Origin of the sequence: Streptomyces sp. NPDC056222, assembly GCF_042264065.1 — a bacterium.
In the GTDB taxonomy this organism is placed as follows: domain Bacteria; phylum Actinomycetota; class Actinomycetes; order Streptomycetales; family Streptomycetaceae; genus Streptomyces.
Window position 1 is genome coordinate 32,894 of the sequence record NZ_JBHJTL010000029.1, and the last position, 18,062, is coordinate 50,955.

17 protein-coding genes are annotated in these 18,062 nt (G+C 72.0%); 7 read left to right on the forward strand and 10 right to left on the reverse strand.

Annotated features, from left to right (window positions below; translation table 11 throughout):
- Window position 1 precedes the first annotated feature (1 nt).
- Complete coding sequence (locus ACFC0D_RS16280; protein WP_329113211.1) at window positions 2-724, reverse strand: succinate dehydrogenase; 723 nt, start codon at window positions 722-724, stop codon at window positions 2-4.
- Window positions 725-796: 72 nt separating this feature from the next.
- Between ACFC0D_RS16280 and ACFC0D_RS16285 the strand changes: the two genes are divergently transcribed.
- Window positions 797-1,675: a LysR family transcriptional regulator gene (locus ACFC0D_RS16285; RefSeq protein ID WP_376435567.1), complete on the forward strand. Its 879-nt coding sequence runs from the start codon at window positions 797-799 to the stop codon at window positions 1,673-1,675.
- 698 nt (window positions 1,676-2,373) lie between these two features.
- Here the strand turns inward: ACFC0D_RS16285 and ACFC0D_RS16290 are convergent.
- The 4 genes from ACFC0D_RS16290 to ACFC0D_RS16305 all read right to left on the reverse strand — a co-directional run bounded on the left by ACFC0D_RS16290 (window position 2,374) and on the right by ACFC0D_RS16305 (window position 7,326).
- The gene (locus ACFC0D_RS16290) at window positions 2,374-4,536 is read right to left on the reverse strand and encodes a putative bifunctional diguanylate cyclase/phosphodiesterase (RefSeq protein WP_376435569.1); all 2,163 of its coding nucleotides are present in this window, start codon (window positions 4,534-4,536) and stop codon (window positions 2,374-2,376) included.
- Window positions 4,533-5,345, reverse strand: coding sequence for an SAM-dependent methyltransferase (locus ACFC0D_RS16295; protein ID WP_376435572.1), 813 nt, complete (start codon window positions 5,343-5,345; stop codon window positions 4,533-4,535). The genes ACFC0D_RS16290 and ACFC0D_RS16295 overlap by 4 nt, the downstream gene beginning before the upstream one ends.
- Window positions 5,346-5,614: 269 nt before the next feature.
- The gene (locus ACFC0D_RS16300) at window positions 5,615-6,601 is read right to left on the reverse strand and encodes an SCO0930 family lipoprotein (protein WP_376435575.1); all 987 of its coding nucleotides are present in this window, start codon (window positions 6,599-6,601) and stop codon (window positions 5,615-5,617) included.
- A 305-nt stretch (window positions 6,602-6,906) separates the two neighbouring features.
- Window positions 6,907-7,326, reverse strand: a complete 420-nt coding sequence (locus ACFC0D_RS16305) for a hypothetical protein (protein WP_376435578.1) — start codon at window positions 7,324-7,326, stop codon at window positions 6,907-6,909.
- A gap of 69 nt (window positions 7,327-7,395) precedes the next feature.
- Here ACFC0D_RS16305 and ACFC0D_RS16310 point away from each other — a divergent pair, with 69 nt between their 5' ends.
- A complete protein-coding gene (locus tag ACFC0D_RS16310) occupies window positions 7,396-8,160 on the forward strand; it encodes a DUF4239 domain-containing protein (RefSeq protein ID WP_376435580.1) in 765 nt (254 codons plus the stop codon).
- Window positions 8,161-8,327: 167 nt separating this feature from the next.
- Window positions 8,328-8,888: a hypothetical protein gene (locus ACFC0D_RS16315; protein ID WP_376435583.1), complete on the forward strand. Its 561-nt coding sequence runs from the start codon at window positions 8,328-8,330 to the stop codon at window positions 8,886-8,888.
- 125 nt (window positions 8,889-9,013) lie between these two features.
- Here the strand turns inward: ACFC0D_RS16315 and ACFC0D_RS16320 are convergent, their stop codons facing one another.
- Window positions 9,014-9,565, reverse strand: a complete 552-nt coding sequence (locus tag ACFC0D_RS16320; RefSeq protein ID WP_376435586.1) for a hypothetical protein — start codon at window positions 9,563-9,565, stop codon at window positions 9,014-9,016.
- Window positions 9,566-9,933: 368 nt separating this feature from the next.
- Between ACFC0D_RS16320 and ACFC0D_RS16325 the strand changes: the two genes are divergently transcribed.
- Complete coding sequence (locus ACFC0D_RS16325) at window positions 9,934-10,596, forward strand: class F sortase (RefSeq protein WP_376435589.1); 663 nt, start codon at window positions 9,934-9,936, stop codon at window positions 10,594-10,596.
- Between the two features lie 66 nt (window positions 10,597-10,662).
- Here ACFC0D_RS16325 and ACFC0D_RS16330 read toward each other — a convergent pair whose 3' ends face one another.
- Both ACFC0D_RS16330 and ACFC0D_RS16335 read right to left on the reverse strand, forming a co-directional pair.
- Window positions 10,663-11,535 carry a polysaccharide deacetylase family protein gene (locus tag ACFC0D_RS16330; RefSeq protein ID WP_376435592.1) on the reverse strand — a complete coding sequence of 291 codons (873 nt, stop codon included), beginning with the start codon at window positions 11,533-11,535 and terminating at the stop codon, window positions 10,663-10,665.
- A 118-nt stretch (window positions 11,536-11,653) separates the two neighbouring features.
- Window positions 11,654-12,850, reverse strand: a complete 1,197-nt coding sequence (locus ACFC0D_RS16335; RefSeq protein WP_376435594.1) for a CapA family protein — start codon at window positions 12,848-12,850, stop codon at window positions 11,654-11,656.
- Window positions 12,851-13,109: 259 nt separating this feature from the next.
- On the opposite strand from ACFC0D_RS16335, the gene ACFC0D_RS16340 reads away from it, so the two are divergent.
- The 3 genes from ACFC0D_RS16340 to ACFC0D_RS16350 all read left to right on the forward strand — a co-directional run bounded on the left by ACFC0D_RS16340 (window position 13,110) and on the right by ACFC0D_RS16350 (window position 14,826).
- Window positions 13,110-13,682: a sigma-70 family RNA polymerase sigma factor gene (locus tag ACFC0D_RS16340; RefSeq protein ID WP_376435597.1), complete on the forward strand. Its 573-nt coding sequence runs from the start codon at window positions 13,110-13,112 to the stop codon at window positions 13,680-13,682.
- 4 nt (window positions 13,683-13,686) lie between these two features.
- Window positions 13,687-14,100 carry a PaaI family thioesterase gene (locus ACFC0D_RS16345; protein WP_376435600.1) on the forward strand — a complete coding sequence of 138 codons (414 nt, stop codon included), beginning with the start codon at window positions 13,687-13,689 and terminating at the stop codon, window positions 14,098-14,100.
- A 219-nt stretch (window positions 14,101-14,319) separates the two neighbouring features.
- Window positions 14,320-14,826, forward strand: coding sequence for a hypothetical protein (locus ACFC0D_RS16350; RefSeq protein ID WP_376435603.1), 507 nt, complete (start codon window positions 14,320-14,322; stop codon window positions 14,824-14,826).
- Here ACFC0D_RS16350 and ACFC0D_RS16355 read toward each other — a convergent pair.
- Both ACFC0D_RS16355 and ACFC0D_RS16360 read right to left on the reverse strand, forming a co-directional pair.
- Window positions 14,808-16,025 carry a sensor histidine kinase gene (locus tag ACFC0D_RS16355; protein ID WP_376435605.1) on the reverse strand — a complete coding sequence of 406 codons (1,218 nt, stop codon included), beginning with the start codon at window positions 16,023-16,025 and terminating at the stop codon, window positions 14,808-14,810. The two genes, ACFC0D_RS16350 and ACFC0D_RS16355, sit on opposite strands and share 19 nt — an antisense overlap.
- Window positions 16,022-18,055 carry a cation acetate symporter gene (locus ACFC0D_RS16360; protein WP_376435608.1) on the reverse strand — a complete coding sequence of 678 codons (2,034 nt, stop codon included), beginning with the start codon at window positions 18,053-18,055 and terminating at the stop codon, window positions 16,022-16,024. Before ACFC0D_RS16360 ends, ACFC0D_RS16355 begins: the two co-directional genes overlap by 4 nt.
- Window positions 18,056-18,062: the final 7 nt, after the last annotated feature.

Here is an 18,062-nt window from a genome sequence, read left to right on the forward strand (position 1 = left end):
GTCAGCTCACCACTCCGGTCATGACGGCCACGGGTACGGAGATGAAGCCCACGGTCAGGACGAGCGCGAGGCCGTTCGCGAGCGCCTTGAGGAGCCGCTCGCGGCGGGCGCTGCCGACGCCGAGGGTCTGGGCGGCGCTCCAGAAGCCGTGGCGGATGTGCAGGCCGACGGCGAGCATGGCGACGATGTAGATCACGTTGCCGTACCAGGTGGAGAAGGTGTCCACGACGTTCTGGTACGGGTGGCCCTCCTGGAAGCCGCCGGGGTGGAGGGTGCCGGTGGTCAGGTCCAGGATGTGCCAGACGATGAACAGGGCGACGATGATCCCGCCCCAGCGCATGGTGCGGGTGGCGTAGGAGGACCGCTTGCGCCGGTGGACGTAGGCGGTGGGGCGGGCCTTGATGTCGCGCCGGCTGAGTTGGTACGCGGACACGGCATGGGCGACGACCGCGGCGAGGAGCACGATCCGGACGAGCCAGAGGGCCCAGGAGTAGTGCAGGACGGGGTCGCCCATGGTGCGCAGCCAGTGACCGTACGCGTTGAACTCCTCGGGGCCGAAGAAGACCTTGAGGTTGCCCGCGACGTGGGCCACGAGGTAGCCGAGCATGAGCAGGCCGCTGACGGCCATGACCGTCTTCTTGCCGATCGTGGATGCCCAGAAGCCGCGCGAGCGCGTGGGCGACGGTGGTCGTTCCGTCGGTGCCGTCTTCGTTGCCAGAGCCATGCAACCGACGGTAGGGCCGAAGGGCCCAAGAGGTCCAAGACATGGTCCGGCTCATCTCGATAGGCTTAGCCTATGCAGTTCCAGCAGCTTCTGTACTTCGTGGCCGTGGCCGAGACCCGGCACTTCACCCGGGCCGCCGAGCGGGTTCACGTCTCCCAGCCCTCGCTCTCGCAGCAGATCAGGGCCCTGGAGCAGGAGCTGGGGGCGGAGCTCTTCAGCCGGGCGCGGGGGAACATCGCGCTGACGGACGCCGGCGAGGCGCTGCTGCCGCTGGCGCGGCGGATCCTCGCGGACACGGACACGGCGCGGCACGAGGTGCAGGAGCTGGTGCAGCTGAAGCGCGGGCGGGTGCGGCTCGGCGCGACGCCGAGCCTGTGCACGGGTCTGCTGCCGGACGTGCTGCGCGCCTTCCACGATCTGCACCCGGGGATCCAGCTCCTCATCGAGGAGGGCGGCTCGCACGATCTCGTACGGGAGCTGGCGCGCGGCGCGCTGGACCTGGCGCTGGTGGTGCTGCCGCTGCCGACGCCGTCACCGGCGCTGACGACGGTGGAGCTGTTGCGTGAGGATCTGGTGGTGGTGTCGAGCGCGGCGGCGCCGGCGCCGGGGCGGCCGGTGCGGATCGCGGATCTGCGGGACCAGCCGCTGGTGATGTTCCGGCACGGCTACGACCTGCGGGAGCTGACCGTTGCGGCGTGCCGGGCGGAGGGCTTCGAGCCGTCGTTCACGGTGGAGGGCGGCGAGATGGACGCGGTGCTGGGGTTCGTACGGGCGGGTCTCGGGGTGGCGGTGGTCCCGGCGATGGTCGCGGCGCGCGCGGGCCGCGACCTCCGGGTCACGTCCCTGGCCCGCCCGGGCCTGCGGCGCACGATCGCCCTGGCCCACCGCAGCGACGTGGCACCACCACGGGCGGCACGGGAGCTCCAGCGCCTGCTCCTCCACTCCACGTGACCGTCACGCGACGTGTCCGTCGCCCCCGGGTGCGGGCCGCCACGGTCCGCCCGCGGGTTGTGGGCAGGCGTTCCGCAGGACGGTGCCCACCTCTCGACCCCGCTCCCCGCGCGTTGTGGGCAGGCGTTCCGCAGGACGGTGCCCACCTCTCGACCCCGCTCCCCGCGCGTTGTGGGCAGGCGTTCCGCGGGACGGCGCCCACCCCTCAACCCGCTCCCCGTGCGTTGTGGGCAGGCGTTCCGCAGGACGGCGCCCACCCCTCAACCCCGCTCCCCGCGCGTTGTGGGCAGGCGTACCGCAGGACGGCGCCCACCCCTCAACCCCCGCTCACCCCGGTTGTGGGCAGGCGTTCCGCAAGGCGGAACGGGTGGGCACAAGCCGACAACGGCGCCGCACCCGTGCGCACCGTACGGACCGGGAGCCTGGGCCCGGCAAGGGCGCCGTTCCGTTGTGCCCACCCTCCCCCAGACTCCGTCCGGGGGGACCCCCAGCCCCAGCGGAACAGTTGCCCACAACGGGGGTGAATGGGCGAGGTCGTGAGGGTGGGCGCCGGGCCGGCGGAACGCATGCCCGCAACGGGGGTGGTGGGCGAGGGGCGGGTGGTACCGCCCCAGCGGCAACGGGTGCCCACAACGGGGATGCCGGAACGAGGTGGTGGGCACCGCCCCGGCGGAGGGTTGCCCACACCCACGGGGGAACTACACCGCGTCCGCGAGGAGTAGCGTGTGGATTCGGTCCGGCGCGCCCGGGCGGGCGTAGTACCAGCCCTGCGCCGTGTCGCAGCCCAGTTCACGCAGTTGCTGCGCCTGCGCCCCCGTCTCCACCCCCTCCACCGTCACCGCCAGTTTCAGGCTGTGCGCCAGCCCGACGATGCCCTCCACGATCTTGACGTCGACCGGGTCCGCCGGGTGCTGCTGCATCCCCTGTGTGAAGGAGCGGTCCAGCTTGAGGACGCTCACCGGCAGCCGGCGCAGGTTCGCCAGGTTCGAGTACCCCGTGCCGAAGTCGTCCAGCGCGATGTCCACGCCCATCTCGGCGAGCTGCCGCAGCGGCTTCAGCAGGTCGTCGTCCGCGCCGATCAGCGCCGACTCGGTGACCTCCAGGCACAGGGCCCCCGGTTCCAGCCCCGAGCGCTCCAGGACGTCGACCGTGTCGGCGACCAGCCGCGGGTGGTGCAGTTGCGTCGGCGAGAGGTTGACGTTGATCCGCAGCGGGCCGCCGTCGGAGTGCCGGGTCTGCCAGAAGCGGGCCTGGCGGACCGCCTCCTGAAGGACCCAGCGGCCGAGCGGCACGATCAGGCCGGTGTTCTCGGCGAGCGGGATGAACCGGTCGGGCCCGAGCACCCCGTGCTGCGGGTGGCACCACCGTACGAGCGCCTCCGCGCCGTGCACACTGCCGTCGCCGAGGTGCACCAGCGGCTGGTACTCGATGAAGAACTCGCCGCGCTCCAGCGCCGCCGGCAGCGCGGTGGTCAGTCCGTGCCGGGTGATCGCGCGCGCGTCGGCCTCCGCGTCGGCGAACTCGAAGCGGTTGCCGCCCGCCGACTTGGCGCGGTACATCGTGATGTCGGCGCTGCGCAGCACCTCGGCCGGGGTCCGCTCCCCCGCAGGCCCTTCGACGACACCGACGCTGCCCCGCACGGTCAGTTCACGGCCGTCGATCCGTACGGGCGAGGCGAGCGCGGCGAGGATACGGTTCGCCAGCTCGACGACCTCGCGCTCGGTGCCGGGTCCGGTGGTGAGCGCGACGAACTCGTCCCCGCCGAGCCGGGCCACCATCTCGCCCGGGGCCGTGGCGCAGCTCTGCAGCCGGTCGGCGACCTCGACGAGGAGCCGGTCCCCGGCCGAGTGTCCCAGGCTGTCGTTGATGGCCTTGAAGCCGTCGAGGTCGAGGTAGCAGAGCCCGAAGCGGGCGCCGTCGGCCGGGGCGAGCGCCTTCTCCAGGCGCTCGAAGAACAGGGTCCGGTTGGGCAGCCCGGTGAGCGCGTCGTGGGTGGCCTCGTACCGCAGCCGCAGATTGAGCAGCCGCCGCTCGGTGGTGTCCTCCATCAGCGCCAGCTGGTACTGGGGGAAGCCCTCGGCGTCGCGCAGCAGCGAGACGGTGAGGTTGGTCCACAGGACGGTGCCGTCGCCCCGGTAGTACGGCTTCTCGACGCGGTAGTGGTCGCGCTCGCCGCGTACCAGCTCGTCGTAGAGCTTCCAGACGTGCGGCCCGTCCTCGGGATGGGCCCATTCGTTGACCTTGCGGCTGCGGATCTGCTGGTCCAGGCCGCCGAACATCCTGGTGAGGGTCTCGTTGACCTCCAGGACGTTGCCCTCGAGGTCGGCGATCCCGATCCCGACCGCCGCTCCGTCGAAGACCGCCCGGAAGCGGCTCTCGGTGGTGTGCAGGGCGACTTCGGCGGCGGTGCGGGCGCTGAGCGCGGAGCGGGCGATGGCCTCCTGCTCCAGGCGGGTTCGCTCGCGCAGGGCCTGGGCGAAGCCGGCCGCCATGGCGTGCTGGAGCCGTGAACAGCGGGCCCGTAGCTCCTCGGTGGAGGTACCGTCCTCGCCGCAGTAGAGCACCAGGTACGCGTCGATGACCCCGAGGGTGCGGCTGAGCGCGTCGGGGTCCGTGCAGTGGACGCCGACCAGCGCGGCCCCCGCGCGGTGCGCGGGGGCGGTGTCGAAGGTCCGGGCGTGCAGCGCGGTGCGCAACTCGCGGGCGAGCGGCAGCAGATGCTGCTCGAACTCGGCGCGGGTCATCGAGGTGGCCGTGACCGGAAAGATGGCCCTGCTCCAGATGGTCACGAACCGCCTGAGTCTGTCCTCGAGACCGTCCGGTTCCGCGCCGCAACCGGACGGCTGTGACGGCACCTTCACGCCTTGCGCCCCACCCCTGCGAAGCCGGAGAAGGCGTAAGGATCCTCCTCGTCGGCCGGGCTTTCGGGCCGCCACTCGGGCATGGACACCAGACCCGGCTCGACCAGCGGGCAGCCCTCGAAGAAGCGGCTGATCTCGGCGTGCGAGCGCATGACGAGAGGGTTGCGGATGTTCCGGTAGACGCCGACGGTGCCCTCGGCCTCGTCCTGCGAGAGCGGGATGCCTTCGTAGGAGGCGTGGGTCAGCACCAACAGGCTGCCGGGCGCGAGGGCATCGACGAGCTCCGCGACGGCCTTCTCGGGTTCGTCCTCGTCCTCCAGGAAGTGCAGGACGGCGACGAGCAGCAGCGCCACCGGCTTGTCCATGTCGAGGAGTTGGCGGACCTCGGGGCTGTGCAGGATCTCGAGCGGCTTGCGGAGGTCGGCCGCGAGGACTGCGGCGCGGTCCTCGCCCTCGAGCACGGCCCGGCTGTGAGCGACGGCGACCGGGTCGTGGTCGACGTAGACGACTCTCGCGTCGGGGGACGCGGCCTGGGCCACCTCATGGACGTTGCCGAACGTCGGTATGCCGGAGCCGATGTCGAGGAACTGGGTGACGCCGCTGTCGACGGCGAAGCGCACGGCCCGGCGCATGAAGGCCCGGTTCGCCTGCATGATCTTCGGGAGTCCCGGCATGAACTCCATGGCCTTGCGGGCCGCTTCCCGGTCCACCTCGAAATTGTGCGAGCCGCCCAGATAGAAGTCGTACATACGGGACACGCTCGGCACCGAAATATCGATACCCGGCGGGGCCCAGGCGGGACGCTCCATCAATGTCTCCATCAAGTCGCCACGGGGGATACGGCCATGTGTTCGCGGCCGGTGTTCGAGCCGAGGCTACTGATAGCCCGCCAGGAGAGCGAGTAGAAACGGAAATTCGCGGTCCGTTCTTGGTCACACGCCATTGGCACGTGCATGCGGAACGCAGGATTCACGCCTACCGCTCGTGCAAATTCACGTGCATATGGACGTGCGCCGGCCCGCCGTCACGCGAGAGGAGTGACGGCGGGCCGACAGGCCGGGAGCGCGGCGCGGGGGACCTACTTGGGCGCTCCGACCAGCTTTCCCTCGGGGGACACGGCGTACCAGGTGCCGCCCACACCCTGGCCGTTGGTGTCTCCGGGCGCCTCGTCGCCGGCGAAGGTGTACAGGGGCCAGCAGTCGATCGTCTGCTGCTTGATGCCGTCGGGGCGGCTGAAGGTCACGAAGCCCTTCTTGGTGATGCCCTTGGTGTCGTTCTTCTCGACGGGGGCGACAACCGGCCACTTCTCAAGGCAGGCGCCGGTGCACGCCGTCTTCATGGGCCAGGCGGAATCCTTCTTGAAGCGGTAAACCGTCATTCCTCGCGAATCCACCACGATGTCACCGAGCTTGGGGTCCTTGCGCACCGAGAGCCCGGCGGCATCCACCTCGGATTCCTCGCCACCGCCCTCGTCGGCCCCGCCGCCCTCGCCCGGTGCGGCCTTCTTCCCGTCGGGGGCGGAGGCGAACCAGGTGCCGCCGACACCCTGGCCGTTGATGTCGCCGGGCTTGGTGTCCTTGGCGTACCGGTACATCGGCCAGCCGTCGAGGGTGAGCTGCTTGGTGCCGTCGGTCCGGGTGACCTCGCCGAGCAGCGAGGGGGCCACGCCGGCCGGGGCCTTGGCGCCCGAGGCGCTCACCACGGGCCACGCCTTGGCGCAGTCGCCCTCGCAGGTGGCCTTGGGCGGGGAGGCGGAGTCCTTGTCGAAGCGGTAGAGGGTGAAACCCTCGCTGTCGGTGACGACCTCGCCGAGCTGCTTGGTGTCCGCCACCGCCAGCTGCCCGGCGGGCTCGGCCGCGGCGCCGGCACCCGCGTCGGATCCATAGCCCCCGGAGGCGTAACCGCCGGAGCTGTAGCCATTGTCGGCCGGGGCGCCGGCCGGGTTCGCCGCTCCGGCGGGCTGGCCGCCGAGCGACGACTCGCCCTGCTCCTGACCGCACGCCGTCGTCAGCGCCAGCATGGCCGCCGCCGTGAGCGCGAGTGCCGCGTTGCCCCAGGTCTTCATGTCAACTCCCGTTTGTTCCTGGCTAGTTGGTGCGGCGTCTGACGCCGTTCCCGGCCTTGAATACGGAGCGCGTCGGCATCGCACTCAACGGGGGCGAAGAATTTTCCGCGGGAATGTCAAACCCACCCCCCGCGAGATCCCCACCATCCGGGGAATCAGGGCCGTTTCACGGCGTGCTGCCCCCGAGCTGTGATCATGCTCTTCGGCGTGTCTCTGTACGGATCGTCTCTCGCGCGGCCCTTGGCGGCCGCCGCGCTGTTGTGGCTCCTGGCCGCACCGGCGCCCGCCGCCGCCGATGCCTGTGCCTACGCCACGACCGGGCCCGGCGGCTCGAACACGTCGGTCGCGGTCGTCGGGCCGGGGGCGTGCTCGCCCACCCCGGCTCCGCCCCCGCCGTCACCGGTGCCCGAGCCGACGCCGACGCCGACGCCGAAGCCCCCGCCACCTCCACCGCCGCCACCGACCCCGAAGCCCACGACGCCGCCGCCCCCTCCCGTACGCGCGGATCCCCCGCCTCCGCCGAGGCAGGAGCCCCCCAAGCCCGCCCCGCCGCGGCCCGTACCGGCGCCCGAGGCCCCCGCGCCGCCCACGACGCCGCCCCCGGCTCCCTCGCTGCGCCCGCGCCCACCGGCCGCGACCCCCGTCGCTCTGCCCGCGTACCGCCGCGCCGCGCGGCCCGAACCCAGGAGCGGTCCCTCGCTCGTGTCGATGATGCTGCTTGTCACCGCCCCCGCGGTGCTCGCGACCGCGATCCTGCGCCCCCGCTCCCGCTGAGCCCCGCCGGAGGAAGCACCATGTCCGAATGGCTTGTCCTGACCATCGCGATGGCCGCCGCCTGCGCGGTCGTCCTCACCATCGTCGTCATCAACAACCGCAGGGTCCCCGACGACGACGATCCCAGCGAGACCCCCGACGTCATGGAGTACATGACGATGATGATCGGCGTGATCTACGCGATCGTGCTCGGTCTCGCCATCGCCGGCGTCTGGGAGGCGCGGGGCGCCGCCCAGGAGACCGTGCGCCAGGAGGCCCAGGCGCTGCACGAGATCTCGGCCCGGGTCGAGGTGTACCCGGTCGACGTCCGTACCCGAATCCGTGCCGATGTCGACGCGTACGTCTCGTACGTGGTCGACGAGGAGTGGAGCCACATGTCCGAGCACGGCGAGCTCAGCGAGGAGGGCACCCGGCTCCTGGAGCAGGTGCGCCGGAGCGTGACCGACTACCGGCCGGCCAACGACCACGAGGGGCAGGCGTACCAGCCGCTCGTGGACCAGGTGGCGGTGGTGGACGACACTCGGGGCGCCCGGGGCCAGAACGCGGGGGCGACCATGCCCGGGGTGGTGTGGTTCGGCCTGATCATCGGAGCGCTGGTGACGGTCGGCCTCATCTTCACCCTGCAGATCCGGCGCACCGGCCGCGAACTGCTCCTCGCCGGTCTGTTCAGCGCGCTCATCGCCTTCCTGCTCTTCCTGATCTGGGACTTCGACGCACCCTTCGGACGCGGGATCTCGGCGACGGCCACGCCGTTCACCGACCTGTTCCCGCACCTCACCCGCTAGCCGGGGGCGACACGAGTGGGCCGCACGGGTGACATGAATACCCCATTCGCCCGTCTGGGATCGCGGCCGTGGTAGTGCGCTCCTAGCGTTTCGGGTATCGAGGTGCACGCCCTGTCCTTGCGCGGAAACCCCTTCCGCGGCTGCTCCTCGGGGACCCGGAGGATTCCATGCGCGCGATACGTGCCGTGTCCACTGCCCTGCTGGGGGCGGCCACTCTCGCCCTGGCCGCTCCCGTCGCCTCCGCGGCGGACGGCGCACCCGCACCGAACCCCAATGCCGCCGGAGCGAAGGCACCGGGCGATTTCGTCGTGACACCCTCACTGGTGGCGCCGGGCGGGCGGGTGACGCTCACCGCTCCCGGCTGCCGCAGTACGACGCTGGCGTCGTCGGGCATCTTCGACACGGTTTCCATCGCCCCCGGATCCTCGGCCACCGCAACAGTGGACACGGACGCCCGGCGCGGTGCCGTCTACACGGTCGCGTTCAACTGCACCGGCGGCATCACCGACACCGTCACCCTGACCATCAGCGGCACCACGGCGTCCGCGACCACCAGCTCGACCATCCTGACCACCCCACGGGGCGTCCAGGGCGGTATCGGCGGTTCGGTCGAGGAAGTCGACACGGCGGCGCTCGCGGCCGGAGCGGGCCTGGTCCTCGCCGCGGCCACCGGAACCGTGTTCGTCGTGCGGCGCCGGATGAACCCCGACCGGGGCCGGCGTCACTGACGGCGGCGACGGTGTCTCCCACCGGCCGGCGCCCGAACGCGCAACACCCGCACAAGCCCGTCGCCCCCGAGTCCTGAGGACTCGGGGGCGACGGGCGTATACGGCCGACCGGGAGGTTCGGCCGGTCAGGCCCTTCCGCTGCTCATACGGCGCCGGGCGATGAAGAGACCACCGCCGAGCGCGGCCGCGGCGACGAGCGAACCGCCGACGGCCATCTCCGCGGAGCTCGGCGCGAGCGAGCCGCCGATGCCGCCCAGTGCGCCCTGACCGGCCAGCACGCGGAACGTCTGGGTGAGCGTCCGGCCGCTGCACTGGACAGCAAGGTTGTACTGGCCGGGGGTGGCGTTGTTGTGGATGCGGGCAGTGGCGGTGGAGACGCCGTTGACATTGCCGGAGAGGGTGACCGTCGGGAAGGCGTTGGACGTGACCGTGCCACCGGCGCAACCCCTGACGGTGATCGTGAGGGTCGCCCCCTGGTGGACGGCGAACGGAGAGACGGTGACGCTGTTGGCACCGTCACCACCCCGACCGTCACCACCCCGACCATCACCACCCTGGTCGACCTGGTAGGAGCTGACGGCCAGGTTGCTGGGTCCGTGGGCGGCGGCGAGAGGGGCTGCGAGCCCGACCGCCGCGAACGCGGTGGCGGTCACCGCCAGAGTGCGTGCAGCACGCATGGTTGAACCTCCAGTGGAAGACGCCCCAAAGCGGTGCTCCGGGAGATTCGACGAGTACGCCTTCCATGACGAACCCTCACAAGCAGCGGCGACCTGCGCATTTCGGCACTGGGCCACCCCGGTGAGGCGACACGCCGGGGAAACGGCCCTGAATCTGACGGAGCCGCAGGTCACAGACCGTCAGGGCGATTGTCAGATGATTACTCGGATGGGCCATCGTCCCCGTCACCCGGCCTGCCCTCGGGTACGAAGGGGCGGGCGGGTCCCGTTCCGCTCCCCGGCAGCCGGCCGCCACCCGTTCGCCCCGCTCTGATCGCCGGTTCGGTCCGCCGCACTTACCGTTCTGACGACGCCACGAAGGGAGAACCATGAGCCCCAAGGACTTCAGCGTCCTTGAGCCGAGAAGAAGACGCCCACCGTGGGGCGTCCTGGCTCTCGTCATGCTGTCCGGTCTGGCGATGATGCGCAACGGAGTGGACGTCGAGCTCGGCCCGCCGCAGCCCGCGGCCGCCGAGGCTCCCGACGCGAGCATGATCGGGGCTCCGCCCCCCATGTCCACGGGCGTGGAGCCGCTGCCCCACGCCCCGGCCTCGCGCATCAGGATCCCTTCGATCAGGGTCGCCGCGCCGATCATGGACGTGGGTCTCGACCCGGCCGGCTGGATCGAGGCGCCGCCCCCGCAGGACGCCAACCTGGCCGGCTGGTACCAGAACGGCATCGCGCCCGGTCAGCGCGGCACGGCCGTCGTCGTCGGCCATGTCGACAACGCGGCGGGCCCCGCGGTCTTCTACGGCCTGGGATCGCTGGAGAAGGGCCAGCACATCGAGGTGGAGCGGTACGACGGCCGGGTCGCGGTCTTCGAGATCTACGGCATCGAGGTGTACTCGAAGAACAACTTCCCCGGGGTCCAGGTCTACTCCGACACCGGCGAGCCCGAGCTGCGGGTCATCACCTGCGGCGGCGGCTACTCCCGGGCACAGGGCTACGAGGGCAACGTGGTCGTCTACGCACGCATGATCGGCTCCACCTGAGGGGTCGGCAGGTCCGCACGAAGGCCCCCGGCGCAGCTCCGCGCCGGGGGCCTTCGCCGTACGGACTCAGCGCCGGGGCACCGTGATGCTGTACCCGGCGTCGAGCAGCTCGGGCAGGTACCGCCTCAGCGCGGCGACGCTCTGCGAGCGGTTCCCGCCCGCGTCGTGCGAGAGGACGACGACACCGGGCGCCGCGCCGTCCAGGACCCGGCGCACGATGCTGTCGGTACCCGGCTCCTTCCAGTCCAGGGTGTCGACGGTCCAGGCGAGCGGCTCCATGCCCAGCTGGGCGCCGATCTCGAAGGAGTGCCGGTTCCACGCCCCGAACGGGGCGCGGTACCAGAGCGGGGCCGAGCCGAGGACCTTTTCGACGAGCTCGCTGGTGGAGCCCAGCTCGTCCCGGATACGGGAGGGCGGCAGCTTGGGGATCAGCGGGTGGGACCAGGAGTGGTTCCCGACCACGTGCCCGTCCGCGGCGATCTCCCGGACCAGGTCCCGGTTCTCGGCGACCATCTCGCCACAGACGAAGAACATCGCCCGGCAGCGGTAGCGGCGCAAGGTGGCGAGGATCTCCGGGGTGTAGCGGGGGTCCGGCCCGTCGTCGAAGGTGAGCACCATCGAACGGCCCACGCCGGCCATCTTCAGGAACGGCCGCTGCCGGACCGGGGGGAGCGCCTTGCGGAAGGCCGGGGGTGCGTCGGCCGTCATCGGCTGGAGCCGGTACGCGGAGGGCTTGAGCCGGGGGTTCGCGGGCGCGCCCGCCGCCGGCCCCTGGCCGGGAGCGGGCCCTCCGGCGACGTCCGGACGGCCGCTCGATGGCGCGCCCGGCGGTGCGCCGAAACGATCCGCCGTGAGTACTCCGACCGTGGCTGTGGCCCCGAGGGCGGCGGCGATGCGCAGCACGGTCCGCCGCCCGGTGGGCATCTGATCCTTTTTCATGACTAATAGCTCGCACGGCCGAACGCCGACGCCCCTCACCCACACCGACGGTCCGCCCGAAAACACTCGATGGGCGGACAACCTGGCAGGGGTCAGCGCCCGCGAGGCACGGCCCTCCCTACTCCCCCATCGCCAGTCCGTCCTTGGCCGCACCCCGCCCCAGGACGACGTCGCGGATGGTGTCGCGTACGGCGGTGAGGGGTTCGCCCTTCCTGATGGCGGCGTTGAGGTTGATCACCCGGCCCCGGCCGGTGTCGAACCACTGCGGGAGGAACTCGGCCCGGGTGACCTCCCAGCGCCCACCGGGAGCCGTGGGCGGGGTGAAGGTGAAGCGCCCGAGCGTTCCCTGGTTGCCTCGCGGGTCGAAGGCGCCCTCGTAGTTGACCATGTCGCCGGCGATCTGGTCGCCCATGCCGTAGACGATCCAGGTGCCGTTGACCTTCTCGTACGCCTGGGGGACATGGGCGTGGGTGCCGATGATCAGGTCGATGTCGGGCCTGCCACCGGTCCGCGAGGACGTGAGGGAGCGCCCGAGGGTGAGCTGGCGGTCGTCGGGGGCCGTCTGCCACTCGGTTCCCCAGTGGAGGCTGACCACGACGACATCGGCGCCGGCTCCACGGGCGGCCCGCGCGTCGGCGATGATCTTCCGCTCGTCGATCAGATTGACCGCCCAGGGCTGCCCCTCGGGCAGCGGGAAGCCATTGGTGTCGTACGTGTACGCGAGTTGGGCGACGGTCGCGGGCCCCGCCCTCATCAGCGTCGGGCGGGCCGCCTCGTCGGCCGTCCGGGCCGATCCCGCGTGCCGGACACCCGCCTTGTCGAGGACGTCGAGCGTGCGGCGAAGGCCGGCCGGGCCGTCGTCCAGGGTGTGGTTGGAAGCGGTGGAGCAGGAGTCGTACCCCGTCTCCTTGAGGGCGGCGGCGACCTCGGGCGGCGACTTGAAGGCGGGGTAGCCGGTGTACGGCCCGCCTTCCGATCCGTACACCGTCTCCATGTGGCAGATCGCCAGGTCCGCCCCGGCGACCACGCTCTTCACGCCGGAGAGCATGGGACGGAAGTCGTAGCCCTGACCGTTCGCGTCCATGGCGGCCCGGCGGATGATCGACTCGTGCGGCAGGACGTCGCCGGAGGCGACGAGCGTGAAGCCGGTCCGCCCGGACGGCGCGCCGCCGACCGACGAGGGGGATGCGGGGCTCGCCGGATCCCTCCCCCCGGACGGGCTCCGGGAGGTGCCGGCGTCCCCGGCACAGCCGGTGGCCGCCGTGAGCAGGACGGCGAGGAAGGTCACCGCCCCTTGTCTCGTACGCTGCGTCATCCGCCGACTCCGCCCAATTAGTCCTATGAACATCTCTACAGACGAATTCACAGGGCATATAAGCCGCAGTCAAGAGTCAAAGCCGCAGTAAACGCCAAACCCTGCCGAAACGGACGAAGGGCCTCCGCCTGACCGTTCGCCGCACCATTCGCCGCAGTGTGCGACCGCTCGTCGCAGACAGGTGCGCGTTCCCTGTCCCTTGCCGCCCACATGCGTTCGGATACGCCCGGGACGACGAGCCGGCAGGAAGGTGTGGAGCATGACAACGGCGACGACGACGGCGACGACGACGGACGAGCGGGCCCTCGCGGAGCTGCAGCGCGACCACGGTCAGGCCCTGCTCGGCTTCCTGCTCGGCCTGACCTACGGTGACCGGCAGCGCGCGGAGGACCTGGTGCAGGAGACCTTGGTCCGCGCCTGGCTGCACCCGGAGGCGTTCGACGGGCCCTACGAGTCGATGCGCCCCTGGCTGTTCACGGTGGCCAGGCGCCTGGCCATCGACGCCCGGCGCTCCCGGCTAGCCCGGCCCACCGAGATCGGCGACGGGATGCTGGCCGCCACCCCCGACCCGGCCGACGCCACGGAGTCCGCGGTCGCGGCGGTGGACGTCCGGGCGGCCGTACGGGGCCTCAGCCCCGAACACCGCGCGGTCCTGGTCCGGCTCTACTTCCACGGCCTGACGGTCAACGAGGCCGCCGCCGATCTCGGCATCCCGGCCGGGACCGTCAAGTCCCGCTCGCACTATGCGCTGCGGCAGCTCGGGCACTGCCTGCCGGGCTACCGCACCGGGCGCCGTACCGTTGCCCGTCCACGGGCCAGGGCCGCACAATGACCGCGTGACGCTGACTCTCACCGCCGCGGAAAAGGTTCTCGCCGACAACTTCGCCCCCTGGGTGCTCGATCTGGGGCTCTCGGTGGTCGCGCTCGACGGGCAGGAGGCGGTCCTGCGTCTGCCCTGGTCCGATCGGCTCGCCCGGGAGGGCGGCGGTCTCTCGGGTCAGGCGCTGATGGCCGCCGCCGACACGGCGACCGTGATCGCGGTCGCGGCGGCCCGCGGCGGCTTCGTGCCGATGACGACGGTGCAGCAGTCCATCAGCTTCCAGCGGGCGGTCGTCGCCGCGGACGTCCTGGTGCGGGCGCGGCTCACCAAGGCGGGCAAGCGGATGGCGTTCGCCGACATCACGATGACGGCGGAGGGCTCGGACGAGACGGCCGCCCACGCGACGGCGGTGTACGCGCTGCTCGGCTGAGGCCGGTCCGCGCCCCGTCCCCACCCCCGGCGCGCGACCGCCCCATCCTCCCCGGACGCCTCCCGTGTCCTCATGTTTCCCACCGGCACCGATCCGGCGGAGAAACGTATCCGAAACCACACGGGCGAGTTGAGCAAAGTGCGACCCGGACGCGTCTTCCTCGGTGGAGGCTCGTGGTCGGGGGTCGTCGACCGACATGTCCGGGAGAAGGTGGGAGCGTTGCTGCCCGAAAGTACGAACGGCACCAGCGGAGGGGGACTCGCCGTCCCGATGGCCTGGTTGTGTGCCGAGTTCACCGCGGACGATCTCCTGCGTACGGGGTGCCTGGTCGCGCCCGGCACGCTGGAGTACCGGGCCGGCCGGCAGACGCTGGCCCTCACCATCCATCTCTGCGCCGAAGCGGACGCCTCCTCCGGGTCGTGGTCCGCGGGCCTCATCGACGAGTGGCTGTCCCGTACCTCCTACGACCACCCCTGGCCGCAGTGGGTCCGCGAGCGGCTCGCCGCGCGGAGCCGGGCGGGCGAGGAGGGCCCCGACCTCGCCATGGCGAGGGAGACCTGGCGCCTGCTGGAGGCGACGCAGATCCGCGCGGCCGATCTGGGCGGGCTGACGTCGACCGGGTCCTTCCCCCAGGTCGACGAGTCCGAGCAAGTGTGGCTGCCTGCCTGGAAGTTGGGGCTCCCGCTGGGCCATCTGGCCCTGCACCTCTACGGCGCGGGCGGCTGAGGAGTCGTACGGTGCACCCCGGAGTGGTATTTGGGGATCCGTACCGTCACCTTCATCCCCGCGTCGACCCCGGTCTCGATGACGAGCCCGTGCTCCGCCCCGTACACCTGGCGCAGCCGCTCGTCGACGTTGGACAGGCCGATCCCGGAGCCGGTGGGCCGCTCCCCGAGCAGGATCGCGCGCAGGACGGCCGGGTCCATGCCCACGCCGTCGTCCTCGATCACGACCACGGCCTCCGCGCCCGCGTCCCGCGCAGAGATCGTGACCCGGCAGACGTTCACGCTGTCCTCGAGGCCGTGCTTGACGGCGTTCTCCACCAGCGGCTGGAGACAGAGGAACGGCAGGGTGACCGGCAGCACCTCGGGCGCGATCTGCAGCGTCACCTTGAGACGGTCGCCGAAGCGGGCCCCCGCCAGCGCCAAGTACTGCTCGATGGCGCGCAGTTCGTCGGCGAGCTGGGCGAACTCCCCGTGCCGGCGGAAGGAGTAGCGGGTGAAGTCCGCGAACTCGAGCAGCAGGTCCCGCGCCCGTTCGGGGTCGGTACGGACGAACGAGGCGATGGCGGCGAGGGAGTTGAAGATGAAGTGCGGTGATATCTGGGCTCGCAGGGCGCGGATCTCCGCCTCCACGATCCTGGTGCGCGAGCGGTCCAGCTCGGCCAGTTCCAGCTGTACGGAGACCCAGCGGGCGACCTCGGTCGCTGCCCGCACCAGCACGGCCGACTCCCGCGAACCGTAGGCGACGAGCGCGCCGAGCACCCCGTCCTCGCCGGTGAGCGGGGCGATCACCGCCCAGCGCAGCGGGCAGGCGACATCGGTGCAGCCGGTGTGCTCCGACCTGCTGCGGCCCGAGTCGAGGATCCCGGCGACCTGGTCCATGACGTGCTCGCGGTGGTGCCCCTCGCCGGGCCCGTCCCAGGCGAGGAGGGCGGAGCGGTCGGTCAGACAGAGCGCCTCCGTCCCCAGGAGTGAGCGCAGCCGTCGGACGGCCTTGCGCGCGGTGTCCTCGGTGAGTCCGCCGCGCAGGGGCGGCGCGGCGAGCGAGGCGGCGTGCAGGGTGTGGAAGGTGGCCCGCTCGACGGGGGTGCCGAGGTCGAGATCCGCGGCCCCGCGGCGGGCGGCGAGTCGGCCGAGGACGAAGCCGACCGCCAGGAGAACGGCCCCGGCGGCGGTGGCCGCGGCGTACACGATCGGGGTCATCGCTCCCGCCCTCCCGGCCGGTGATCGGCCGCGCGAAACCGCTCGTCGGGCCGCGGCACGGCCTCCGTCCGACGCTCGGATTCCGTCCCACGCGGGGAGGCCGCCCCACGCGCGGATTCCGCCCCACGCGCGGATTCCGCCCCACGCGGAGATTCCGCCCCGTGCCCGGATTCCGTCCCCCGCGCGGAGGCCGCCCCACGCGGAGATTCCGCCCCACGCGGGGACTCCGTCCCGCGCAGGAACTCGGCCTCGGGCTCGGATTCCGCCCTGAGCTCCGGATCCGTCCGGAGCTCCGTCCCGGGGATCTCGTCCCTCGGGACCGTGCGCCCGGTGAACTCCTCCGGCAGATGCAGCCGGGCGAGCAGGGCGGGGGTGCCGGCCGGGATGTGACGTGGGGTGGCCAGCGACACCAGGATCATCGTGAGGAAGCCCAGCGGCACCGACCAGACCGCCGGCCAGGCCATCAGGGTGTGCGGCCAGCCCTCTTCGGGCAGCCCGGCACGCGTCGCCATCACCGCCGCGAGCGCGGAACCGCCGCCCAGCAGCAGTCCGGCCATGGCGCCGGGCGGGGTGAGCCGTCGCCACCAGATGCCGAGGACGAGCAGCGGGCAGAACGAAGAGGCCGAGACGGCGAAGGCGAGGCCGACGGCGTCCGCGACCGGCACCTTCGAGGCGAGGACCCCGACGGCCAGCGGGACGGCGGTCGCGAGCAGGGCCGCGAGCCGGAAGTGCCGTACCCCACGGGACGGAAGCACGTCCTGGGTGAGGACGCCGGCGACCGACATCGTGAGCCCCGACGCGGTGGACAGGAACGCGGCGAAGGCACCGCCGGCGAGCAGCGCACCCAACAGATCACCGAGGACCCCACCGAGCATCCGGTCCGGCAGGACGAGCACGGCGGCGTCGGCGGCTCCGGTCAGGGCCAGTTCGGGCGCGTAGATCCGGCCCAGGGCCCCGTACACCGGCGGCAGCAGATAGAACACGCCGACCAGGCCGAGGACGACCAGGGTGGTGCGGCGCGCGGCGCGGCCGTGCGGGCTGGTGTAGAAGCGGACGGCGACGTGGGGCAGCCCCATGGTGCCGAGGAACGTGGCGAGGATCAGTCCGTAGGTGGCGTAGAGCTGATGGCCGTCGCGCCCGCCGGCCAGCGGTTGGGACCAGCCGAGGGGGTCGGCGCCGGTGGAGGCCCGGGCGGGGACGGGCGCGCCCGCGGGAAAGGCGAGTTCGGTGCCGCCCTCGACGCGGTGGGCGCCCTTGTCGAGGGTGAGGGTCCGCCGCTCGTACGCGGTGTCGTCGACGCGGCCGGTGACGGTGAGCGTGAGCGGCGCGTCGACATCGATCCGTACGGTGTCGGCGACGCGCACGACGGTGTGCTCGCGGAAGACCGCGGGGGCGTCGAAGCGGACGCGCGGAGCGTCGTCGCCGAACCAGGCCGCGGCGAGGAAGAGGGCCGGCACCAGCAGGGCGGTGAGCTTGAGCCAGTACTGGAAGGCCTGGACGAAGGTGATGCTGCGCATCCCTCCCGCCGCGACGATCCCGGTGACGGCGAGGGCGACGAGCAGTCCCCCCACCCAGTCGGGAGCTCCGGTCAGGATCTCCAGGGTGAGCCCGGCGCCCTGGAGCTGCGGGAGGAGGTAGAGCCAGCCGATGCCGACGACGAAGAGGCTGGCGAGCCGGCGAGCGGGCGGGGACTCGAGCCGGGCCTCGGCGAAGTCGGAGAGGGTGTACGCACCCGAGCGGCGCAGCGGGGCGGCGACCAGGACAAGCAGGACCAAATAACCGGCGGTGTAGCCGACGGGATACCAGAGCATGTCCGGGCCCTGGACGAGGACGAGACCCGCGATGCCGAGGAAGGAGGCGGCGGAGAGGTACTCGCCGCTGATGGCGGCGGCGTTGAGACCCGGGCGGACGGTGCGGGAGGCGACGTAGAAGTCGGAGGTGGTGCGGGATATCCGCAGGCCGAGGGCGCCGATGAGCACGGTCGCAAGGACGACGACGGTGACGGCGGCCACCGCGTAGGTGTGGTTCACGTCCGGC